Source organism: Actibacterium sp. D185-2 (assembly GCF_054954595.1).
In genome coordinates this window covers 64,462-84,973 of record NZ_JBPWNX010000012.1, presented here as the reverse complement: position 1 = coordinate 84,973, position 20,512 = coordinate 64,462, and the positions used below count along the sequence as shown (strand labels likewise).

Genomic DNA, 20,512 nt, shown 5'->3' with positions numbered 1-20,512 from the left:
TTCAGCTCCAGCGCGACGCGGCCCATTCGGTAAGCCAGGCCGCAAGCAGACTGCCCACGCCCAGGATCAGCATCACCGGCCCCGACGTCACGACCATGAACCCGTAATCCAGGATAAGCTGGAGCATGGCGATGATCGCCTCGCCCGGCCCGTCATAGCGCAGGCGCATCGACAGGCGGATCATCTCGGACAGCGAATGCAGGAGCAACGCATAGAACAGGACGGTGACAATCGTGCGAAACCCGGCGGTGGCGGCGGTGCCGTATCCATGCCCGGCCAGCGTGCCCATCGTGCGCCAGCCAACAATCGCGCCGATCGCCATGTTGATATAGCTGAACCAGCCGGTATCGGTGCCCTCGGGCAGTTCGAACACAAAGCTTTCCGAGGCGAAGAACGCCACAAGGGCAAAGCCGATGGCGGCGAACAGGCGGGCGGCGGTGGGCATCGGGCAAAGGGCCTTCGTGCTGGAACGGGTATGTGCAGTTTCAGGGCCCGGCGCAGGCGGCGCAAGGGCGAATCCGGCCCCGCCCGCGCGCAGCTACAGATGCCGGTCCAGCGCGGCGATCAGGCGGTCCACCTCGTCGGGGCTGGTGTAATGCACGAAGCTCAGCCGCAGCACGCCCATGGCCGGGTCCACGCCCATCGCCGCCAGCGCGCGGACGGCGTAGAAATCGCCGCCGCCTGCCATGATCCCGCTTTCGGCCAGCCGCGCCGCCACGCCCTCGCCCGGCTGATCCAGCGCCAGCGCCACGGTGGGCGCGCGCTGATCGGCCTGTGTGGGCCCCAGCAGGCGCAGGGTATTGCTGGCGGCGACATAATCCAGCAGCGGCTGCAGCAGCGCCACCTCATGCGCGCGCATCAGATCATGCACCGCCCCGGCCCGCGCCGCCGGCCCCGCCTGCCCGCCGACATGATGCGCATAAAGCGCGTCGATATAATCGGCCATGCCGGCGCAGGCCGCGATCTGGGCGTGATCCGGCCCTGCCGGGGTGAAACGTTTGTAAAGCGTGGCCGCGTTGAAATAATGCCCCTGATTTGGCAGCTGCTCGCCCAGATCGCGGCGGATCACCATGCAGCCCTGATGCGGCCCGTAGGTCTTGTAGGCCGAGAACAGATAGATATCGGCCCCCAGCCGCGACACGTCGGGAAAGCCGTGCGGCGCATAGCTGACCCCATCGACACAGGTGAACGCGCCCGCCGATTGCGCGATGGCGCAAATCTCGGCCACATCGTTGATTTCACCCACCACGTTGGAGCAATGCGGAAAGCAGACCAGCCGCACGTTTTCATCCAGCATCGACTCCAGCTCCAGCGGATCCAGATGACCGGTCTCGGGGTCGATTCGCCATTCGCGGATCTCGATGCCGTCTTCGGCCAGCCGCCGCCAGGGGCCGGAATTGGCCTCGTGATCCTGATTGGTGACGATGATCGCCTCTCCCGGCTTCATCCATCGCCGGAAAGCCTGCGCCAGAACATAGGTGTTCTGCGTGGTCGAGGGGCCAAAGGACAGCTCGTCACCCTCGACCCCCAGCATGGCGGCCAGCCGGGCGCGGGCCTCGTCCATTTCGGCGCCGGCCAGGCGCGACGCCTCATAGGGGGCATAGGGCTGTACCTTGCGGCTGCGGTAGAACCGCGTCAGCCGGTCGATCACCGGCCCGCAGGTATAGGACCCGCCCGCATTCTCGAAGAACGCCTGCCCCTCAAGCGCGGGCTCGGAAAAAGCCGGAAACTGCGACCGGACGAAATCGAGATCAAGCGCCATGGCATACTCCTGTCAGTCTGCATAATCTGCGTATTGCCCCGTACGCGGGGCGGCCCATATCGCAGCAGTTGTGCACAAGCGAAGCGCCCCCGCAAGGGAGTGATGCGCCCACGCCTGACCACAGGGTGTTTCGTTTTTGCCGCAGCCGCGCCCCGATGCGGCGCCTGCGCCACAAGAACACACCGCCCCCCGGCCGGAATGCCCCTAGTCTGGCCCGTGCCACCACACCCACCCAAGGAGAGCCCATGCCAGCCCCTGCCGATCCTCACGACCCCGCGCAAAGCATCGCCCCCGAAAAGATGCCGCGCCGCCGCTGGGCCGGGCTGATCGGCGGGCCCGCCCTGGCCGCCGCACTGTTGCTGTTGCCTGCGCCCGAGGCGATGCCGCCCGCCGCTTGGCGGATGGTGGCGGTCACCACCTGGATGGTGGTCTGGTGGCTGTCCGAGGCCATCGCCCTGCCCGCCACCGCGCTGCTGCCGCTGGTGCTGATGCCGCTGCTGGGCATTCAGGGCATGACCGATACCGCCGCCAACTATGCCAATCCGCTGATCTTTCTGTTTTTCGGCGGCTTCCTGATCGCAAGCGCCATGCAACGGGTCGGGCTGCACAAGCGCATCGCGCTGCATATCATCCTGAAGGTGGGCCGCACGCCGGGGCGGATCGTGCTGGGCTTCATGCTGGCCACCGCGGCGCTGTCGATGTGGATCTCGAACACCGCGGCCTCGATCATGATGTATGCGGTCGGCCTGTCGGTGGTGGATTTCGTCGCCCGCACCACCGAAGACGCGCGCCTGATCCGCAATTTCGGCGTCGCCCTGATGCTGGCCATCGCCTATAGCGCGTCGATCGGCGGGGTCGCCACGCTGATCGGCACACCGCCCAACGCGCTGCTGGCCAGCTTCATGCAAAGCAATTACGGAATCGAGATCAGTTTTGCCCGCTGGATGATGATCGGCCTGCCGGTGGTGGCGGTGATGCTGCCGCTGGCCTGGCTGCTGCTGACCCGGGTGCTGTACCCCGCGCGGGACATGGCCGTGGGCGATCTGAGCAGCGCCGTCGCGCGCGATCTGGCCGGTCTGGGTCCCGCCACCGCGGGTGAGCGGCTGGTGGGCACGGTCTTTGCCTGCACCGCGCTGGCCTGGATACTGCGCGCGCCGCTGGTCCGGGTCACCGGCCTGGCACTGGACGACACGCTGGTCGCGCTGACCGCCGCGCTGGTGCTGTTCGCGGTGCCGATCTCGCGCCGCCGGGGCGAATTCGCGCTGAACTGGACCGATGCGCGCGATCTGCCGTGGAACGTGCTGCTGCTGTTCGGCGGCGGACTGGCGCTGGCCGGGGGCTTTGGCGGCACCGGGCTGGCCGCCTGGATCGCCGACAGCGTGACCGGGATGCGGATCAGCGCGCTGGCGCTGGTTCTGGTGGTCACCGCATCCATGGTCTATCTGACCGAGATCACATCGAACACCGCCTCGACCGCCACCTTCCTGCCGATCCTGGCGGCGGTGGCGGTGGGGCTGAACCTCGATCCGCTGGTGTTGTGCGTGCCGGTGGCGCTGAGCGCCTCTATGGCGTTCATGATGCCGGTCGCCACCCCGCCCAACGCGATCGTGTTTTCCTATCCCGACATGAAACTGGCCGACATGGTGCGCGCCGGCGCGATCCTGAACGTCGTCGGCATTGCGGTCGTCTTTTGCGTCTTCACCCTGCTGGGGCCGCTGGTCTTCGGCCTGTCGTTCGACGGCGCGGCGCGGTAACTGCCCCCTTGCACTGCCCCCGCCGCATCCCTAGATTAGCAATGTTCCCTTGGGGACTATGGCGATAAACGCGCCCGTAATAAGCGGATCGGACCCGGGGGCGGTACCCGGCGGCTCCACCAAACATCCCTCATTTGGGGATCATGGGGCCGAAACAGGATCGACGGACGTCTAAAGGGGTTAGCTTTTGCTCGGTGAGGTACCACCGTTATCGGTCCGACAAAGCTAGTTGCAAATGACAACAAAGCTCCGATGGCTCTGGCTGCGTAAGCAGTTCGATCTATCGAAATCTAAGCCCTTGCGCCTAGCAGCGTAAGGCGGGGTTCGCAGGCACCTGGCAACAGAAGCCTGCACTTTCCCTTTCCCCACATCGCGAAAAATACGCCTGCGCGACGACGCCACAGGCATTTCGGCGGCATTTCGCCGTATGATGGCCATGTCGCCCGAAAGATTCGGGCCGCCCACTATTGGAGACAGTCATGTTCAAGAAAAACGTCGGCACCACCGACCGCGTCATTCGCATCGTCGTGGGCCTGGCCCTGATCGCGGGCTTCTTTCTGAATGCCGAGGCCAGCCTGCGCTGGCTTTACCTGATCGGGATCATCCCGCTGGTCACCGGCATCTTCGCAACCTGCCCGGTCTACAGCATCTTCGGGTTCAAGACCTGCCCGATGTCGGACACCCCCGAATAAGCCCGGCGGCCGAACCGCGTGCCGCGGCTGCGCTCTGCGTGGTGGCGGCACCTGTGGCCCGGCCTCGGGGCATGTCGCCCCGGCCCGGCCTCAGCCCCGGATCGCGCCGTCGCCGGTGACGATATACTTGAAGCTGGTCAGTTGCTCGGCCCCTACCGGCCCGCGTGCATGCATCTTGCCCGTGGCGATGCCGATCTCGGCGCCCATGCCGAACTCGCCGCCATCGGCGAACTGGGTCGAGGCGTTGCGCATCAGAATCGCGCTGTCGAGCCGGGTAAAGAACCGCTCGGCCACCGCGTCATCCTCGGTCACGATCGCGTCGGTGTGATTCGAGCCATAGCGCCGGATATGGGCAATCGCGCCGTCCACGTCATCGACCAGTTTCGCGGCGATATCCATGTCCAGATATTCGCGGCCCCAATCGGCATCGGTGGCGGGCACGGTGCCGGGCAACTGCGCCAGCGCCGCGTCGGCATGGACCCTGACCCCCGCCGCAACCAGCGCTTCAATCAGCTCTGCCCCCAGCGTTTCCGCCAGGTCGCGATGGATCAGCAGGCATTCGGCGGCGCCGCAAATGCCGGTACGCCGGGTCTTGGCGTTCAGCACAATGCGCAGGGCTTTTTCGCGGTCGGCGGCTTTGTCCACGTAAATATGCACGATACCTTCCAGATGGGCAAAGACCGGCACCCGCGCCTCACGCTGTACCAACCCGACCAACCCCTTGCCGCCGCGCGGCACGATCACGTCGATGGAATCGGTCATGCGCAGCATCTCGGCCACGGCATCGCGGTCGCGGGTCGGCACCCGCTGGATCGCGTCTGCGGGCAGTCCGGCGGCACGCAGCCCGTCCTGCAGGCAGGCATGGATCACGTCCGAGGAATGAAAACTTTCCGAGCCGCCGCGCAGGATCACCGCATTGCCGGCCTTCAGGCACAGCGCGCCCGCATCGGCGGTCACGTTGGGGCGGCTTTCATAGATCACGCCGATCACGCCCAACGGGGTGCGCACGCGCTTGATGTGCAACCCGCTGTCCATGTCCCATTCGGTGATCACCTTGCCCACCGGATCGTTTTGCGCGGCCACGGCGCGCAGCCCGGCGACGATGCCCCCGATCCGGGCTTCGTCCAGCATCAGCCGGTCCAGCATGGCGGGCGACAGCCCCTTGTCGCGGCCATAGATCATGTCCAGCGCGTTCGCGGCGATGATTTCGTCCCGGCGCGCCCACACCGCATCGGCGGCGGCGGTCAACGCGGTGGCCTTGGCCGCTGACGGGGCAAAGGCCAGCTCGGCGGCGGCGGCGCGCGCACGGGCGCCGATCTCGGCCATCATGGCGGGAATGTTGTCCATATCCTTCATAGCACCATATCGTCCCTGTGGATGAGGGCAGCACGCCCCGGATAGCCCAGAATTGCCTCAATGTCACGCGACTGACAGCCCTTGATCGCCTGCGCCTCGTCATGGGTATAGCGGGTCAGCCCCTTGCCCAGCGTCGCGCCGGACGGCCCCAGAATCGCCACCGCGTCGCCCCGACCAAAGGCCCCGGTCACGCGCATCACCCCTGCGGGCAACAGCGAGGTGCCGCGCCGCAACGCCGCCGCGGCGCCCGCATCCACGGTGATCTCGCCGCGCGGTTTCATCGCCGCGATCCAGCGCTTGCGCGCGGCCTGCGGGTCGTCCTTGGCCAGGAACCAGGTCGCATTCGCCCCCTCGGCCAGCGCCTTGAGCGGGCGCAGGACAAACCCGTTGGTGATCGCCATGGCGCAGCCCGCCCCCGTCGCGGTCTTGGCCGCCAGCAGCTTGGTCTTCATCCCGCCCTTCGACAGGCCCGACCCCGCATCGCCGGCCATCGCCTCGATCTCGGGGGTGATCTCTTCGATCACGTCGAACCGGTGCGCGTCCGGGTCGCTCGCGGGGCTGGCGGTATAGAATCCGTCCACATCCGACAGCAGCACCAGTTGATCGGCACCCACCGTCACGGCCACCTGCGCGGCCAGCCGGTCATTGTCGCCAAAGCGGATCTCGTCGGTGGCGATGGTGTCGTTCTCATTCACGATCGGCACCACGCCCAGCCCCACGAGCTGTTCCAGCGTGTTGCGCGAATTCAGATAGCGGCGGCGGTTCGTGCTGTCCTCAAGCGTCACAAGCACCTGCGCGGTGGTGATGCCATGCGGCGCCAGCACCTCTTCATAGGCGCGGGCCAGCTTGATCTGGCCGACCGCCGCGGCGGCCTGCGACTGTTCCAGCGGCAGCGCGGTGGCGGGCAGGCCCAGAACCGAGCGCCCCAGCGCGATCGAGCCGGATGAGACGAGGATCACATCGGTGCCACGTGCCTTGGCGGCGGCCACATCCTCGGCCAGCGCATGCAGCCAGTCGGCCCGCAGCGCCCCGGTGGCGCGATCCACCAACAGGGCCGAGCCGATCTTGACGACCAACCGTTTCGCGTCGTTCAGGGCCGCCACGTTTCCGGCTCCTCGCTGGCCTGTTTCAGACGCAGCCGATCCTCCTGGATCTCGGCCCGCACGGCCCGCAGCACCTCGGTCAGCCCTTCGCCCGACACGCCCGACATCATCAGCACCGGGCCACCCACGGCCGCCTCCAGTTCCGCCCTTTTCTCGGCCCGCTCATCATCGTCCAGCGCGTCGATCTTGTTGAGCGCGGTCACCCGGGGCTTTTCGGCCAGATGGCCGCCATACGCCTCCAGCTCATGGATGATGGTCTGGTAATCGCCAGCCACATCGTCCGAGGTGCCGTCGACCAGATGCAGCAGAACGGAACAGCGTTCCACATGCCCCAGGAAAGTATCGCCCAGCCCGCGTCCTTCATGCGCCCCCTCGATCAGCCCGGGAATGTCGGCCATCACGAATTCGGCATTGTCGACGCCGACCACGCCCAGATTGGGGTGCAGCGTCGTGAACGGGTAATCGGCGATCTTCGGCCGCGCGTTCGAGGTCGCGGCCAGAAAGGTGGACTTGCCCGCATTGGGCAGGCCCAGCAACCCGGCATCGGCGATCAGTTTCAGCCGCAGCCAGATCGTACGCTCGACGCCCTCCTGCCCCGGATTGGCCCGGCGCGGCGCCTGGTTGGTCGCGGTCTTGAAATGCAGGTTGCCGAAGCCGCCATTGCCGCCCTTGGCCAACAGCACGCGCTGGCCGACCTCGGTCATGTCGGCGATCACGGTCTCTTCGTCCTCGTCCAGAATCTCGGTGCCCACCGGCACCCGCAGAACGATGTCGTCGCCCGATGCGCCGGTGCGCTGGCTGCCCTGACCGGACTGCCCCGACTTGGCAAAGAAATGCTGCTGATAGCGAAAGTCGATCAGCGTGTTCAGCCCGTCCACCGCCTCTGCCCAGACATCGCCGCCGCGGCCGCCGTCGCCGCCATTGGGGCCGCCATATTCGATATATTTCTCGCGCCGGAAGCTGATGCAACCGTGCCCACCGCCGCCCGAGCGGATGTAAACCTTGGCGAGATCGAGAAATTTCATGAGGTCAGACTTTCAAACCGTGTTTTGCTGAGGCGATAGAGGGAAACCGGCGCGGGCTCAAGCCTTGCCGCCGAGGCGGCCATGCCATCGCCCGAGGGCTGGAAGCCCAGTTTGCCCAGAACATGGGACGAGGCCGGGTTGTCGATGAACACACCCGCCGTGATTTCCGGCGGGTCAAACCGGGCGAACAGGAAGGCCAGAAAGGCCTGCATCGCTTCGGTCGCATAGCCCTGCCCGGCACAGGCGGGGTCAAGGAAATAGAACACCTCGACCGCTTCGTGCCGGGCCACCCCGACCGAGCCGATGAACCGGCCCTGCGCATCGCAAACCGCCAGCCGCAACCGAAGATCGCCGCGCCAGGCCCAGGCATCTATGAAATCGCGCGCGGCGGGTTCGGTCCAGTCGGGCGGAAAGACGAACAGCATCCGGCCGACCGTGGGGATTGTCACGATCCGGCACAGATCGGCGGCATCGGCATGGGTCATCGCCCGCAGCGTCAGCCGCGGCGTCGCGATCGGAATATCCCAAGCCGCATCCATGGCTTACGCCAGCTTCTTCAGGTAGGTCCAGGTGGCCACCGTGCCGTTGCGGGCGACGCTGAACGCCTCGGCATCGCCGATATAGTCGAAGCCCGCATTGGTCAGAACCCGGGCCGAGCCCGGATTATCCTGAAACACCTCGGCAAAAATCGTCTTGTTGCCTTGCGGATTGGCCTGCACCAGCGCGTTCACCGCCTCGGAGGCAAGGCCCGTGTTCCAGAAGGCGGGCACCACCCAATACGCGATTTCGGACTGGTCGCGTTCCATTTTTTTCAACGAGATCACCCCCAGCACCTCGGACAATCCGCTGTCGGAGCCATCCATCACCCAGACATCCTCGGCCCGTGTGTCGGACTGGGCGCGGGTGACGAAAGCCTCGGTCGCGCCGGGCGGCAACGGATGCGGGATCGACCGGGTGAACCGCGCCACCCGTTCGTCGCCCACATACATCTGCAGCAGGCCGGCATCCGATTTGCGCACCGGGCGCAGACGAAAGCGCTCGGCCTCAATCACGGGTTGGTTGATGATCGGGTCAAGTTTCATGTCTTCCCTCCTCGAAAAGAACATAAGGCATGCCGGCCGCAAACAGATCGGCCGGCCTCTCTGTCAAATAGGTCTTGGCCGGGCGCCCCGCCACCGCACGAACGATCACAACTGCCGCCTGCGCGACAGTAAAAACAGGAAATGATCCGACGGCAACGCCCATGAGCGGCGGCCTTTCGTCTGAAATGAAAAGGGGGACCGGCCTTAGACCGATCCCCCTGATAATACTCTGCCCTGAGGTTTCGGCTTATTCAGCGGCCTCCGCCACCGGGAGAACCGAAATAAAGGTGCGGCCCTTGAGCCCCTTGCGGAAGCTCACGGCGCCTTCGGCGGTTGCAAAGAGGGTGTGATCCTTGCCCATGCCGACATTGTCGCCCGGCCACCACTTGGTACCGCGCTGACGCGCAATGATGTTTCCGGGGATGACGATCTCGCCACCATATTTCTTCACGCCAAGGCGGCGACCGGCAGAGTCGCGCCCGTTCCGGGAGGAACCGCCTGCTTTTTTATGTGCCATATCGCTGTTCTCCTATACCTTAGCCGTTGGCCAGTTCTTTGGCCTGAGCGATCCAGCCTTCACGCTCGATCCGGCCCTTGAACGACAGCTTTTCGTCCATCGCGGTCACGTCTTCTTCGGTCCAGGCTGCGATCTGGGCGAAGGTGGTCACACCGGCCGCATGCAGCTTCTTTTCCAGCGCCGGGCCGACGCCCGACAGTTTCTTCAGATCGTCCGCACCGGCGGGGGCGGCGGGCGCCTCGGCCTTCGGGGCGGCTTTCTTCTTGGCCGGAGCGGGGGCCGCGGCGGCCACGGCAACGGCGGACACGGAACCCGCGCCAACGGCAGCCTTCACACCGGATGTGCCGGCACCCGCTTCCAGAATGTCGGTCACGCGCAGCAGGGTCAGTTGCTGACGGTGGCCCTTGGTGCGCTGCGAGCCGTGCTTACGGCGGCGCTTGACGAAATTGATCGTCTTGGGGCCTTTGATCTGTTCGATCACTTCGGCCTGCACGGCGGCACCGTCGATGGTGGGCGCGCCGACCTGGGCACCGACCATCAGAATTTCGTTGAATTGTACTTTTTCGCCAGCTTCAGCAGCCAGTTTCTCGACGCGCAGAACGTCGCCGGACTGGACCTTGTATTGCTTGCCGCCGGTCTTGAGGACCGCAAACATGGGCATTTCCTTTATTTCCCGCATCCTGTGGTCCCGCTTGCGCGGTGTTTCGGCCAAAGCCACCTTCGGACAGCGCGCCCCTTTTCGGGGCAGTGGTTGCATCGCGCCGATGCGCGACATTTGAACACTCCGCAAGAGTCGCCTCTGGCAGAGATGCAGGCTTATCCGGGATGACGCTCCGCAAGTCAAGCCCCGGAGGCCGGGAAATCATGCCGATCCCCCACCCTGCCCCGGTGAAACCGGGCAGCCCGAAACAGGCACGGCCGTGCGGCTCAGATATCCTGACCGGCGATGAACTGCGCCGCCCCCAGCCCCAACTCGCGCGAGACCTGGCGGAACATCACATCGAACCCCTGAAACAGCGCCCGGTTCAGCGCCTGCCCCGCTGACGTTTCCGACAGCGCGATATAGCCACGCAGATCGCCGTCATCAAGCGGCCGATACGCCATCGCCAGATAGGAAAACAGCCATTCCACCGTATCGGCGCGCACGGCCTCTTCCTGCGACCAGACATCGCGCAGCATATCCTGCTGCGCCAGGTCCTGCGGAAAGGCGCCGCCATCGTTGAGCCCGGTATAAAAGGCGAAATTGGCGTTCAGCCCGCCCACCACGTTCATCTCGACCAGATCATTCACGGCGACGAACTCTTCCAGCAGCGCCAGGCGCGGATCGTCGTCGGCCTGCATCATCTGCCAGGCCTCGATACTGGCCTCTTCGACCGCCGGATCCAGCAACGCCTGCCGGGCCGAAATTTCCAGCCCGGTGATGCGGCTGCCCAGCGGCCCTTCGTAAAAAGCGATCAGCGGGCCAAGGTCGGTGTCGTCCAGCGCGGTGGCAAGCTCCTGCGCCATCATCCCGGTCAGCCGATCCGCGTCATAGATCGTGGCGACCATACCCCGCCAGCGCGGCCCACCGCGCGCCGGGAACATTTCCTGTTCCAACTCGTCACCATAGGCGATTCCCTCTTGGGTCATGATCCCCACCACTTCGGGCAGGCGCAGGGCCGTGATCAGCCGGTCCAGATCTTCGGACGGGGCGGCGCGGGCCGGAAGCACCAGAACGACAAGGGCGAGCATCGGCAGCAGACGGCGGATCATGGGGCCTCCGGGGCGTGAGTTTACGCGAAAGGTAAGCATCCCGGCGCGGTTTTCCAAGCTGCAAAGCGGTCGGCTGAAATAACGGCTTGCACGTCCGCGCGGTTGGCACTAAATCCCCCCCTCACGAGCCACGAGCCTGCGGAGAGGTGCCGGAGTGGTCGAACGGGGCGGTCTCGAAAACCGTTGTGGGTGCAAGCCCACCCAGGGTTCGAATCCCTGTCTCTCCGCCACAATCCATCAGGAATATCATTTAATTTCAAAGCGTTGTGGGCCAGTTGGTCCGGACGCTTGAAGCTCTGCCCACTCCCTGCACACGGCGCGACCCCGGATTTTGACGGACAAACAGCCCGTCTTTCGATCACGGAAACGTGAGCAAATGTCGCACCCGGCTACGGCCTGCCGGTCAGTTCGCAGGCTCAAAGCCGTCGCGGTCCAGCGTGCAAAGTTCGTCAGCTTCTAGAGCCGTGACCATGGGAATGTCGTAGAGGCGGCAGTAGTGGCCCCGGCTGGCGTGAAGGCAACCGCTGCAACCGGCCACCAAGGCTTCGTGGTCGCCCTTGGCATGAATGCGGTCGTGGCAGTCGCCGCACAGGGCGACAAGTTCAAACAGGAATTCATGGCCCCAATGCTCATAGCTTAGGTGATGCACTTCCTTGGCGGGGGCCAGCCTGCAACCTTCGCAAAGCCCGTTCGCGCGTTCCATGACGCGTTGGCGTCGGTTGCGCCATTCCGGCGACGCAAGATAGGCGTTGTGGGCTTGGCTGTAGTAGCTGTCGCCCTTTTCCTTGGCCTTCCATCGCCGCAACTGAATTTCGACGTATTTCAGGTCAATCTTTTCCTTGGCCGCTTTCCGAGTAGCCAAGTAGGCGTCGTGCATAGCATCATCGAAGCCGGGCAGTTCGGCGGCGTTCGGCGGCGCTTTCAAGGCGTTGCCCACACGAAGCCCGCAATCCAAGCATTGCATTCATGTGACGGGGTGCCCGCCCTTATTCGTGCCATGCCGCAGTTCTTGGCGTTCGTGGTCGCATTCCTGTTGCGAATGGTCCGAAAACTCTTTGGCCCATCGTTCGGCCAAATCCATGTCGATAGTTAATTGCTTGCCGTTGCGCGGGTCTGTTAGCCGCATATTCTTCTCCTGCCGTAGTTTAGGTCTAAGCCTATACGAACACGGCCAAACTATCCAACGAACTTGCCACCTTCCCGACGTAGAGCATTCGCATAAAAATGCCCCGGCTGCGTCGGTGCACGCGAACCGGGGTTAGTTGCCCTTGGCACTAGGGATGGATTGTCAGGGGTGTTCGCACAGGGCCGCGACGGTTGACCGCTGATCGGCGGGAAGTGCCCACAGGGGCACCGCCAAGACGGCCACGGCGGCAAGGTCAAGGTCGCCTAGTCCTTCCCCGGTCAGAACGTCCATGACGCTCTGTGCGGGCGACGACAGGGCCACAGTCAGCACGTCGGGCAGGTCTACCCCTAGCCGGTGCCCGAACAGGTGCGCCACGCGTGGCATGCCCCCCTGGTTTGTCCGCACCGCCGTTAATCCTTCTGGCCGCGCCAGATCGAGAACAGCAGCCAGGCCCCGCCGACCACTGCCCCGAAAAACCCCAGCATCGAAAACACCGACAGCGCCACCGGCGGCTCGCCGCCCGACGCGGTCATGACGATCGACGAGCCCATGGTCAGCGCCGCGATGACGATGCCGATCGTCACCCGGGTGATGGATTTGTCCAGCCGGTCCAGAAAATGGTCCATCTGCTTGACCTCGATCCCGAATTTCAACTGGCCGTTCTGCGTGATCTCGATCAGGTTGCGGATGTCGCGTGGCAGGGTCGTGGCCAGCTCGATACCCTCTGTCAGCCCGTCTTTGGCGCCCTGCGCCAGCTTGCCCAGCGAATAGCGTTCCAGCACCAGCCGCTGCAGGAAAGGCCGCGCCGCCGCGATCATGTCGAAATCGGGGTCAAGCTGCCGGCCCATACCTTCAAGCGAGGTAAACGCCTTGACCAACAGCGTCAGGTCGGGTGGCAGGGCCAGGGTGTGTTCGCGCAGAACCGCGATCAGATCCATCGCGCAGGCCGACAGATCGAGCGATTTCAGCGGCACCCCGTGCACCCGGTCGATAAAGGCATCGACCTGCGCCACAAGCTGGGCATTCTCGGACCGCGGCGCGCCGGCCCATTTCAGCAGCACCCCGGCGGTCTGCTCGGCCTTGCGTTCGACCACGCCGAACAGCAGGTCCACCAATTCGTCGCGGCGGGTCAGGCTGATATGACCGACCATGCCGAAATCGATGAAAACCAGCCGCTCCGCAGGCAGGTAGAACACGTTTCCCGGATGCGGATCGGCGTGAAAGAACCGATCCTGAAAGATCATCTGCAACACCGCATCGGCACCGCGCGCCGCCAGCAGCTTCAGGTTCAGCCCCGCCGCCCGCACCGCCGCCAGATCGCTGCCCGGAACGCCGCTGATATAATCCTGCACATTCATCGCCTCGTTGGTCCATTGCCAGTGGACCGCGGGCACGCCGATATTCGGATCGTCGCGAAAGTTGTTCGCGATCCGCTCGGCGTTGCGGCATTCGTTGGCCAGGTCCAGTTCGCTGCGGATCGATTTCGCGAATTCGGTGACCACCTCGCCGGGCCGGAACCGGCGCAGTTCCTCGAATTCGCCGGCCACCAGTTCGGCCAGGCGCATCAAAAGCCGCAGATCGGCCTCGATCACCGCACGTACGCCGGGGCGGCGGATCTTGAGCACCACTTCTTCGCCGCTCATCAGCCGGGCACGGTGCACCTGCGCGATCGACCCCGCCGCCAGCGGTGTCGTATCGACCGCGGCGAAGACATCGCACAGCCGGAAGCCCAGGTCGGCCTCCACCTCTGTCACCAGCGCGTCATAGGGCAGCGTCGGAACCTTGTCGCGCAGCTTTTCCAGCTCGGTCACATACTCGGGCGGCAGAAGATCGACCCGGGTCGACAGGATCTGGCCCAACTTGACGAAAGTGGGGCCCATCTCTTCCAGCGCGCGGCGAAACCGCTGCGGCGGGCCGAGATGGGAAAATTCGGCGGCGGCCTTGCGGTGCAGGATGCGGCCGGCCTTCTCGGCCGCCTTGTCGAGCCCCAGATGCTGCACCAGATCGCCGAACCCATAGCGGATCAGGATCCCCGAAATCTCTGCCAGGCGCCCCAGATCATGCGGCGCGCCGAGGATCCCAAGCATGCTCAACTCTCTTTCGGCGCGGGTTTATCCCGCGCGTCGCCGTCCTGCGCCGACGGGGCCAGACTGTCGGACAGGCCCGCCAGGATGCCACTGCCGATCGAGGCGATGGTCGCCGCCCCGGCACGCGCCGTACGGCCGATATCCGACAGGTGCGGGCGGTGCGATCTTGCAACCGCCGCCTGCAGATCATCCAGCGAGGCGCGCACCAGCCGCCCGGTATCGGTGCCGGCCCGTTCCACATGCCCGGCCAGATCGTCCAGCATCGCGCGCGATGCCTTGGCCCCGCTTTTCGCCAGCGTGCGGATCGCGTCGAGATACAGTTTGTCGAGGTCGGCCAGATCGTCGATCGCCTGTTTCAGGTCGGTCTCTGAAAACGTATCGGCGCGGCCTGCGGCCTCTTCTATCGCCAGGCGCGAGGCCTCTGCCGCCTTGGCCATCGCATCGTCGATCCCGGCAGCGGCCTGTTTCAGCGCCGCGACCGAGTCCACCTCGCTTTCGGGGGCGCCCAGGGCCGCGCCTTCCAGAACCGTCGCGACCACCTGCTGCATGTTTTCGCGCTGCAACGGCCGACGCTCCAGCGCGCGAGACACGATATCGCGCACCGCCTCGCGGATATCATCGCGTTGCGCGACCGCCCCCCGGGCATCGCCCCTGACGGCGGACATGTCCAGATCCGTGTCTTTTTGCATATTGGCGCTCATGACATCCTCGCATGATAAGATGATTGACCTGTATAATAGGCCCGATCCCCCGCGCAACGGATTGACGCATGTCATGTGGTGGCCGGAAATCGTCCCACCCCCCGAAAACCGGCGAAATGCCGCGCCTTTCATCCTGCCGGTGGAGCCTGCCCCGCAAGATAATGCTATACTTTTCGGGCCAACAGTCTTAGGTGCCGCTGTTCACGCCCGCGTTTGCGCCCGAGACGGCCCCCGATGCCCCGCCCGCGACCGCCCTGCGACCCATATGAAAAGCGACAGATAACGCCACCATGATCCAAACTCTTGCCGATGCGCTGGAACAGCGCGGCTACACCACACTGACCCCGGTGCAGAACGCCGTCACCAAACCCGATCTCGACGGGGCAGACCTGTTGGTCTCGGCGCAGACCGGTTCGGGCAAGACGGTGGGCTTCGGGCTGGCCATTGCCCCCACCCTGCTGGGCGACACGCCCCGGTTCGGCCCGGCGGGCGCACCGCTGGCGCTGATCATCGCGCCGACGCGCGAACTGGCGCTTCAGGTCAAGCGTGAACTCGCCTGGCTGTATCAGCTGGCCGGGGCGGTCGTCGCCTCCTGCGTTGGCGGCATGGACATGCGCACCGAGCGCCGTGCGCTGGAACAAGGCGCGCATATCGTGGTGGCCACACCGGGCCGGTTGCGCGACCATATTCAGCGCGGCGGGATCGACCTTGGCGCGCTGCGCGCCGTGGTGCTGGACGAAGCGGATGAAATGCTGGATCTGGGCTTTCGCGAGGATCTGGAATTCATCCTCGGCGCCGCGCCCGAAACCCGCCGCACGCTGATGTTCTCGGCCACCGTGCCGCCCGCAATCGCCACCCTGGCGCGAAGCTATCAAAAAGACGCGGTGCGCGTGACCACGGCGGCGGAAACCTCGCAGCACGCCGATATCGAATACCGCGCACTGAACGTGGCCCCGCAGGACGCGGAAAACGCGATCATCAACGTTCTGCGCTATTACGATGCGCAAAACGCCATCGTGTTTTGCAACACCCGCGCGATGGTCAACCGGCTGACCACCCGGTTTTCGAACCGGGGCTTTTCGGTCGTGGCGCTGTCGGGCGAACTGAGCCAGAACGAGCGCACCCATGCGTTGCAGGCGATGCGCGACGGGCGCGCGCGGGTCTGCGTGGCCACCGATGTGGCGGCGCGCGGTATCGATCTGCCCAATCTTGAACTGGTGATCCATGCCGAACTGCCCACCGGGCACGAAACGCTGTTGCACCGTTCGGGCCGCACCGGGCGTGCCGGACGCAAGGGCGTCAGCGCCCTGATCGTGCCGGGCAAGGCGCGCAGGAAGGCCGAACGCCTGTTGCGCTCGGCCAAGCTGAACGCCGAATGGGCCGCGCCGCCCTCGGCCGACGAGGTTCTGCGCCGCGACGAAGAGCGGCTGCTGGCCGATCCGGTCTGGGACGAAGCGATCACCGAGGACGAGCGCGATTTCGTCGACCGGCTGATCGGCCTGCGTGATCCCGAGCAGATTGCGGCGGCCTATCTGCGGCTTTACCGCGCGCGGTATTCCGCCCCCGAGGAACTGGCCGCGCCGGGCACCGAAAGCGCGCCCCGCCCGCGCGTCGAATTCGGACCCAGCACCTGGTTTTCGGTCTCGGTCGGGCGCAGCCAGAACGCCGAGGCGCGCTGGCTGCTGCCGATGCTGTGCCGTTCGGGCAATATCAGCAAGGACGATATCGGCGCGATCCGGGTTCAGCAGGACGAAACCTTTGTCGAGCTGTCGCAAACCAGCGTCGCAGGGTTTTTGGCCGCGATCGGCCCGGCCATGGTTCTGGACGAAGGCGCAACCCTGCGCCAGCTTGACCGCGCGCCCGGTCTGACGCGCGGCCCCCGTCCCGCGCCCGGCCCCCGCCCCGGCGGCAAACCGCCGCGCCACGACAAGCCCGCAGCCGCCCCGCGCCCGGCCCCTGCGAAACCTGCGTGGGAACCCGCGCAAAGCGCACCGGCAGGGGTCGAGCCGCCAAAGCCCCGGCATGAAAAAACCTGGCAGGACAAGCCTCGCGCCGAAAAACCCCGCCAGGACAAGCCCCGGCACGAGAAATCGCGCCAGGACGCCGCACCGACCGGCGACAAACCCGCCCCCCGCGCCAAGCCTGCGGCCAAACCCGGCGCCAAACCGGCGGTGAAACCGTTCCGTGGCAACCCGATGGATGCCTCGAAACGCTACAGCCCCGACGGCAAGCCCGCGAAAGGCCCCAGCAGCAAGTCCAAGCCGCGCGGCGCCGACAAGGGAGCAGCCCGCAAGGATGGCCCCGGCGGCAAACCGGCCACGTCCGGCAAGCCCAAAGTGGCGAAAGGCGGCAACGCAATCCCCCGGCGCGGCAAGCCCAAGCCGCGCTAGGCGGGCGGGCCGCTCAGGAACTCGGGCTCGAAGGGCAGCACAACCGGCGCGCCGCTGTCGCCCTCGATCAGCAGGCGATCACCGTCCTGCCGGATATCCACGACCCGGCCCCAGCCTGCGGGCCGGGGCACCACGCCGATCACGTGGCGGATGACATGGGTGCGGTCCGGGTGCAGGTCCAGATGGGTGGCAACACCGCGCGCCTGCAACACCGCACCCTCGCCCTGACCGGCGCCGGGGGCGCAGCCGTCCTCGATCCCCAGCACCCCCAGATGGCGCCCGTTCCACGGCGCGTAATCGCGCCCGCCATTGGAATACCACAGCATCGTCACCGGCAGCACCGCCGGATCCTTCAGCACGAAAACGACATCCTCGGCCCGCAGCACCGCGGTCCAGCCCAGGCGACGGCCCGGCACCTCGACCAGGGTCACGAAATCCTCATGGCCGGGCCGCGCCGGATAGCGGTGCAGATCGACCGGACCATTCGCGCCGGGAAAGTCCGCCAAATCAGATGATTGCGCGGGATATTTCAACCAGTTTCGACCGGGTTCCAGTGGGATATCCCCGGTCAGTGCCAGCTGTTTGGGCGAAAAGCTCAGCCGCGCCTCGGGGCCGGGACGCAGCATCGGGTGATGCGCCACCGGCAGCGTGCCGGTGCCGCCGGTCACGATATGCGACTGATACAGCAGCGGCACGTCGCGTTTGAGCAGCAGCTCCTTTTCCAGCCGCGCCCCCTGCACCACGCGGTCCAGCACCAGCCCGGCCACCGCCGCCGTGCCCGACTGCACCAGCTGAACCACCGACCAGGCACTGTTCGCGCTCCAGCCATGGACCGGCACCCCGGCCGAGGCGCCGAACGGCGCGCAAAAGAAATCGCCCGAAAGGTTTCGCTCGACCGGCGCGATGGCGGGGTCGGCCCGCACCGCGGGCTCGTCCAGCCACGGCGCGGAATGCAGCGGCACCAGCCATCGCGCCCCCGCCCGGAAGCGCAGATCGCGCAGATTGCCCAGATAGGGATCAAGTGTCAGGGACGCCCCCGGCACTGCCAGTGTCATCAGATCGCCCACAAGTCCCCCGCGCGTTTTGCGCGGCTATCCTAGGGCCCGCGCCCGGCCGGGAAAATAACCGATATGGAAACGAAGTGTTGCGCCTGTCGGGCGTGTCAGTCCTCGGCGGGCGCCGCGCGGAACCCGGTGGCGACCACGAATTTCTCGGAACTGTCGGCACGGCTGGCGGGCGGTTTCACATTGGCAACCTTGGTGAAGCGCTGCTTGAGCAGCTTTTGCAACTCGCCCTCGGCCCCGCCGGCCAGAACCTTTGCGACGAAGGTGCCGCCCTCCTCCAGCACGTCGAAGGCGAAGTACGCCGCCGCCTCGCACAGCGCGATGATGCGCAGATGGTCGGTCTGCTTGTGCCCCGAACTGGCCGCTGCCATGTCCGACATCACCACATCGGCCTTGCCGCCCAGCCAGCCCTTCACCTTGTCGTCGGCATCGTCTTCCATGAAGTCGAGCTGATGGATTTCGGCCCCGGGGATCGGCTCGACCTCCTGCAGATCGACGCCCAGAACCCGGCCCACGGCCTTGCCGGACCGGTCCCCCAACGCGTTGACACGCCTCACCGCAACCTGACACCAGCCGCCGGGCGCACAGCCCAGATCGACCACCCGCGCGCCGGGCACGAGAAAGCGGTACTTGTCGTCCAGTTCCAGAATCTTGAACGCTGCGCGTCCGCGATACCCTTCGGCCTGGGCGCGTTTCACATATGGATCGTTCAGCTGCCGCTCCAGCCACAGCGTCGAGCTGAGCTTGCGCCCGCGCGCGCTTTTGACCTTCACCTTCAGATCGCGCTGTCCGCGCCCGCTGGTCTTTTTCTCCGTCATCTTGTTCCTTGCGGTCTGCGCCACGCGCGGCCGCCCCTTCTTTTTCGTTAAAATATCCCCGCCGGAGGCATGGAATCCGCCGCGCAGCGGCATCTCAGAACGGGCCGTCCTCCAGAACGCCATCAGCGCTCATCTGCGCGTAAAGCAGGCCTTCGCGCAGGCCGCGGTCAGCCACCGACAGCCGGTCGGTCGGCCAGATCCGCATCAGCGCCTGCAAGATCGCCGCCCCCGACATGATCAGCGCATGGCGGTCGCGCCCGATCCGCGGATCGGCGCGGCGGCCTTCGGGGCCCAGCGTCAGGTAGTCGCGGATCACCTTGTCGATCTGGTCAGAGGTCATGCGCAACCCGTCCACCTTGTTGCGGTCATAGCGGCGCAGCCCCAGATGCGACGCCGCCACCGTGGTGACCGTGCCCGAGGTGCCGATGATCTGGAACCCCTCGCGCGCCTGCGCCGCCGCATAGGGCGAGAAATCCGACAGGTTCTCCTCGAAAAACCAGCTCATCAGCGCGAACCGGGCGGCGTCATCCTCGACATCGTCGAACTGATCCTTCAGCGTCGCCACCCCCAGCGGAACCGAAATCCAGTCCACCACCTTGGCGGTCGGGAACGGGCTGTCTGGGGGATGGAACCCGGCATGCAGCCGCATGATCGCGCGGGGCCGGTCGTGCCGCGGCACCGAGGACAGATCGATCCAGACCAGTTCGGTCGAGCCGCCGCCGATATCGACCACCAGCAATTGTTCGGTCTTGGTCGAAACCAGCGGCGCGCAGGACACGACGGCCAGCCGCGCCTCATCTATAGGTTCGATGATTTCCAGGGTCAGCCCGGTCTCGCGCTGCACCAGCCGGATGAAATCGCGCGCATTGCGGGCGCGCCGGCACGCCTCGGTCGCGACCAGCCGCATCCGGGTGACGTCGTGACGCTCCAGCTTGCCCTTGCAGATCCGCAACGCCTGCACCGTGCGCCCGATCGAGGCACGGCTGAGCCGGCCGGACGCCTCCAGCCCGGTGCCCAACTGCACCGATTTCGAAAAGCTGTCCACGACATGAAACTGGTTGCCCTTGGGTTGGGCAATCAGCATCCGGCAGCTGTTTGTGCCCAGATCCAGCGCAGCGTACAGCGCGGCGGGATCCGGTGTGTCTGGCGCGGGGGGTACCACCGCCTTGGGGAACGCGCCCGCACCATCGGGACGCTTGGGCGCCATCTGATCGCCCTCCAACCTGAGTTACCCCCCAAACTAGTGCCGGCCCGGGCCCGGCGCAAGCGCGCCATGCGCATTC

The 20,512-nt window shown here is 65.8% G+C and carries 23 protein-coding genes, 1 tRNA gene and 1 other RNA gene; 6 read left to right on the top strand and 19 right to left on the bottom strand.

From position 1 onward, the window contains the following. Nucleotide 1 precedes the first annotated feature (1 nt). Both ACSR1C_RS16135 and ACSR1C_RS16130 read right to left on the bottom strand, forming a co-directional pair. Nucleotides 2–445: a TrgA family protein gene (locus ACSR1C_RS16135; RefSeq protein ID WP_460260406.1), complete on the bottom strand. Its 444-nt coding sequence runs from the start codon at nt 443–445 to the stop codon at nt 2–4. 93 nt (nt 446–538) lie between these two features. Beyond that, nucleotides 539–1,762, bottom strand: a complete 1,224-nt coding sequence (locus ACSR1C_RS16130) for an aminotransferase class V-fold PLP-dependent enzyme (RefSeq protein ID WP_460260405.1) — start codon at nt 1,760–1,762, stop codon at nt 539–541. Nucleotides 1,763–2,007: 245 nt separating this feature from the next. Between ACSR1C_RS16130 and ACSR1C_RS16125 the strand changes: the two genes are divergently transcribed. From ACSR1C_RS16125 to ACSR1C_RS16115, 3 genes are all read left to right on the top strand, one after another. After that, on the top strand, nt 2,008–3,516 hold the full coding sequence (locus ACSR1C_RS16125; protein WP_460260404.1) for an SLC13 family permease: 1,509 nt from the start codon (nt 2,008–2,010) through the stop codon (nt 3,514–3,516). Nucleotides 3,517–3,520: 4 nt separating this feature from the next. Further along, nucleotides 3,521–3,871, top strand: a transfer-messenger RNA (tmRNA) gene (gene ssrA, locus ACSR1C_RS16120). A gap of 124 nt (nt 3,872–3,995) precedes the next feature. Next, nucleotides 3,996–4,208: a YgaP family membrane protein gene (locus ACSR1C_RS16115; RefSeq protein WP_460260403.1), complete on the top strand. Its 213-nt coding sequence runs from the start codon at nt 3,996–3,998 to the stop codon at nt 4,206–4,208. Nucleotides 4,209–4,298: 90 nt separating this feature from the next. Here the strand turns inward: ACSR1C_RS16115 and ACSR1C_RS16110 are convergent, their stop codons facing one another. From ACSR1C_RS16110 to ACSR1C_RS16075, 8 genes are all read right to left on the bottom strand, one after another. Further along, complete coding sequence (locus tag ACSR1C_RS16110; protein ID WP_460260402.1) at nt 4,299–5,564, bottom strand: glutamate-5-semialdehyde dehydrogenase; 1,266 nt, start codon at nt 5,562–5,564, stop codon at nt 4,299–4,301. Beyond that, nucleotides 5,561–6,667 (bottom strand): glutamate 5-kinase, encoded by a 1,107-nt coding sequence (proB, locus tag ACSR1C_RS16105; protein WP_460260401.1) that lies wholly within the window; start codon nt 6,665–6,667, stop codon nt 5,561–5,563. Before proB ends, ACSR1C_RS16110 begins: the two co-directional genes overlap by 4 nt. Beyond that, a complete protein-coding gene (gene obgE, locus ACSR1C_RS16100) occupies nt 6,655–7,692 on the bottom strand; it encodes a GTPase ObgE (protein WP_460260400.1) in 1,038 nt (345 codons plus the stop codon). Before obgE ends, proB begins: the two co-directional genes overlap by 13 nt. Next, the gene (locus ACSR1C_RS16095) at nt 7,689–8,231 is read right to left on the bottom strand and encodes a GNAT family N-acetyltransferase (protein ID WP_460260399.1); all 543 of its coding nucleotides are present in this window, start codon (nt 8,229–8,231) and stop codon (nt 7,689–7,691) included. Before ACSR1C_RS16095 ends, obgE begins: the two co-directional genes overlap by 4 nt. A 3-nt stretch (nt 8,232–8,234) precedes the next feature. After that, nucleotides 8,235–8,774 (bottom strand): GNAT family N-acetyltransferase, encoded by a 540-nt coding sequence (locus tag ACSR1C_RS16090; RefSeq protein WP_460260398.1) that lies wholly within the window; start codon nt 8,772–8,774, stop codon nt 8,235–8,237. After that, nucleotides 8,764–8,937, bottom strand: a complete 174-nt coding sequence (locus ACSR1C_RS16085; RefSeq protein WP_460260397.1) for a hypothetical protein — start codon at nt 8,935–8,937, stop codon at nt 8,764–8,766. The genes ACSR1C_RS16090 and ACSR1C_RS16085 overlap by 11 nt, the downstream gene beginning before the upstream one ends. An 84-nt stretch (nt 8,938–9,021) precedes the next feature. Then, on the bottom strand, nt 9,022–9,291 hold the full coding sequence (rpmA, locus tag ACSR1C_RS16080) for a 50S ribosomal protein L27 (RefSeq protein ID WP_460260396.1): 270 nt from the start codon (nt 9,289–9,291) through the stop codon (nt 9,022–9,024). Between the two features lie 19 nt (nt 9,292–9,310). After that, the gene (locus tag ACSR1C_RS16075; protein ID WP_460260395.1) at nt 9,311–9,946 is read right to left on the bottom strand and encodes a 50S ribosomal protein L21; all 636 of its coding nucleotides are present in this window, start codon (nt 9,944–9,946) and stop codon (nt 9,311–9,313) included. On the opposite strand from ACSR1C_RS16075, the gene ACSR1C_RS16070 reads away from it, so the two are divergent. Next, nucleotides 9,945–10,070, top strand: a complete 126-nt coding sequence (locus ACSR1C_RS16070) for a hypothetical protein (protein ID WP_460260394.1) — start codon at nt 9,945–9,947, stop codon at nt 10,068–10,070. The two genes, ACSR1C_RS16075 and ACSR1C_RS16070, sit on opposite strands and share 2 nt — an antisense overlap. Nucleotides 10,071–10,218: 148 nt before the next feature. Here the strand turns inward: ACSR1C_RS16070 and ACSR1C_RS16065 are convergent, their stop codons facing one another. After that, complete coding sequence (locus ACSR1C_RS16065; protein ID WP_460260393.1) at nt 10,219–11,043, bottom strand: DUF2059 domain-containing protein; 825 nt, start codon at nt 11,041–11,043, stop codon at nt 10,219–10,221. 140 nt (nt 11,044–11,183) lie between these two features. Between ACSR1C_RS16065 and ACSR1C_RS16060 the strand changes: the two genes are divergently transcribed. Then, nucleotides 11,184–11,273 (top strand) — tRNA-Ser (locus ACSR1C_RS16060). A 173-nt stretch (nt 11,274–11,446) separates the two neighbouring features. Here ACSR1C_RS16060 and ACSR1C_RS16055 read toward each other — a convergent pair. The 5 genes from ACSR1C_RS16055 to ACSR1C_RS16035 form a co-directional block, all read right to left on the bottom strand. Then, entirely contained in the window at nt 11,447–11,980 is a 534-nt protein-coding gene (locus tag ACSR1C_RS16055; RefSeq protein ID WP_462563575.1) for an HNH endonuclease, read from the bottom strand. Between the two features lie 27 nt (nt 11,981–12,007). After that, the gene (locus ACSR1C_RS16050) at nt 12,008–12,169 is read right to left on the bottom strand and encodes a hypothetical protein (protein WP_460260391.1); all 162 of its coding nucleotides are present in this window, start codon (nt 12,167–12,169) and stop codon (nt 12,008–12,010) included. 162 nt (nt 12,170–12,331) lie between these two features. Beyond that, nucleotides 12,332–12,574, bottom strand: coding sequence for a hypothetical protein (locus ACSR1C_RS16045; RefSeq protein WP_460260390.1), 243 nt, complete (start codon nt 12,572–12,574; stop codon nt 12,332–12,334). A gap of 5 nt (nt 12,575–12,579) precedes the next feature. Next, nucleotides 12,580–14,256 carry an ABC1 kinase family protein gene (locus tag ACSR1C_RS16040; protein WP_460260389.1) on the bottom strand — a complete coding sequence of 559 codons (1,677 nt, stop codon included), beginning with the start codon at nt 14,254–14,256 and terminating at the stop codon, nt 12,580–12,582. 2 nt (nt 14,257–14,258) lie between these two features. Continuing rightward, on the bottom strand, nt 14,259–14,945 hold the full coding sequence (locus tag ACSR1C_RS16035; RefSeq protein WP_460260388.1) for a DUF6781 family protein: 687 nt from the start codon (nt 14,943–14,945) through the stop codon (nt 14,259–14,261). A 302-nt stretch (nt 14,946–15,247) separates the two neighbouring features. On the opposite strand from ACSR1C_RS16035, the gene ACSR1C_RS16030 reads away from it, so the two are divergent. Continuing rightward, nucleotides 15,248–17,347 (top strand): DEAD/DEAH box helicase, encoded by a 2,100-nt coding sequence (locus ACSR1C_RS16030; protein ID WP_460260387.1) that lies wholly within the window; start codon nt 15,248–15,250, stop codon nt 17,345–17,347. Here the strand turns inward: ACSR1C_RS16030 and ACSR1C_RS16025 are convergent. From ACSR1C_RS16025 to ACSR1C_RS16015, 3 genes are all read right to left on the bottom strand, one after another. Next, nucleotides 17,344–18,402 (bottom strand): hypothetical protein, encoded by a 1,059-nt coding sequence (locus ACSR1C_RS16025; protein ID WP_460260386.1) that lies wholly within the window; start codon nt 18,400–18,402, stop codon nt 17,344–17,346. The genes ACSR1C_RS16030 and ACSR1C_RS16025 overlap by 4 nt on opposite strands. Nucleotides 18,403–18,509: 107 nt before the next feature. After that, nucleotides 18,510–19,229 carry an RlmE family RNA methyltransferase gene (locus tag ACSR1C_RS16020; protein ID WP_460260385.1) on the bottom strand — a complete coding sequence of 240 codons (720 nt, stop codon included), beginning with the start codon at nt 19,227–19,229 and terminating at the stop codon, nt 18,510–18,512. Nucleotides 19,230–19,323: 94 nt separating this feature from the next. Next, entirely contained in the window at nt 19,324–20,436 is a 1,113-nt protein-coding gene (locus ACSR1C_RS16015) for a Ppx/GppA phosphatase family protein (RefSeq protein WP_460260384.1), read from the bottom strand. Nucleotides 20,437–20,512 lie beyond the last annotated feature (76 nt).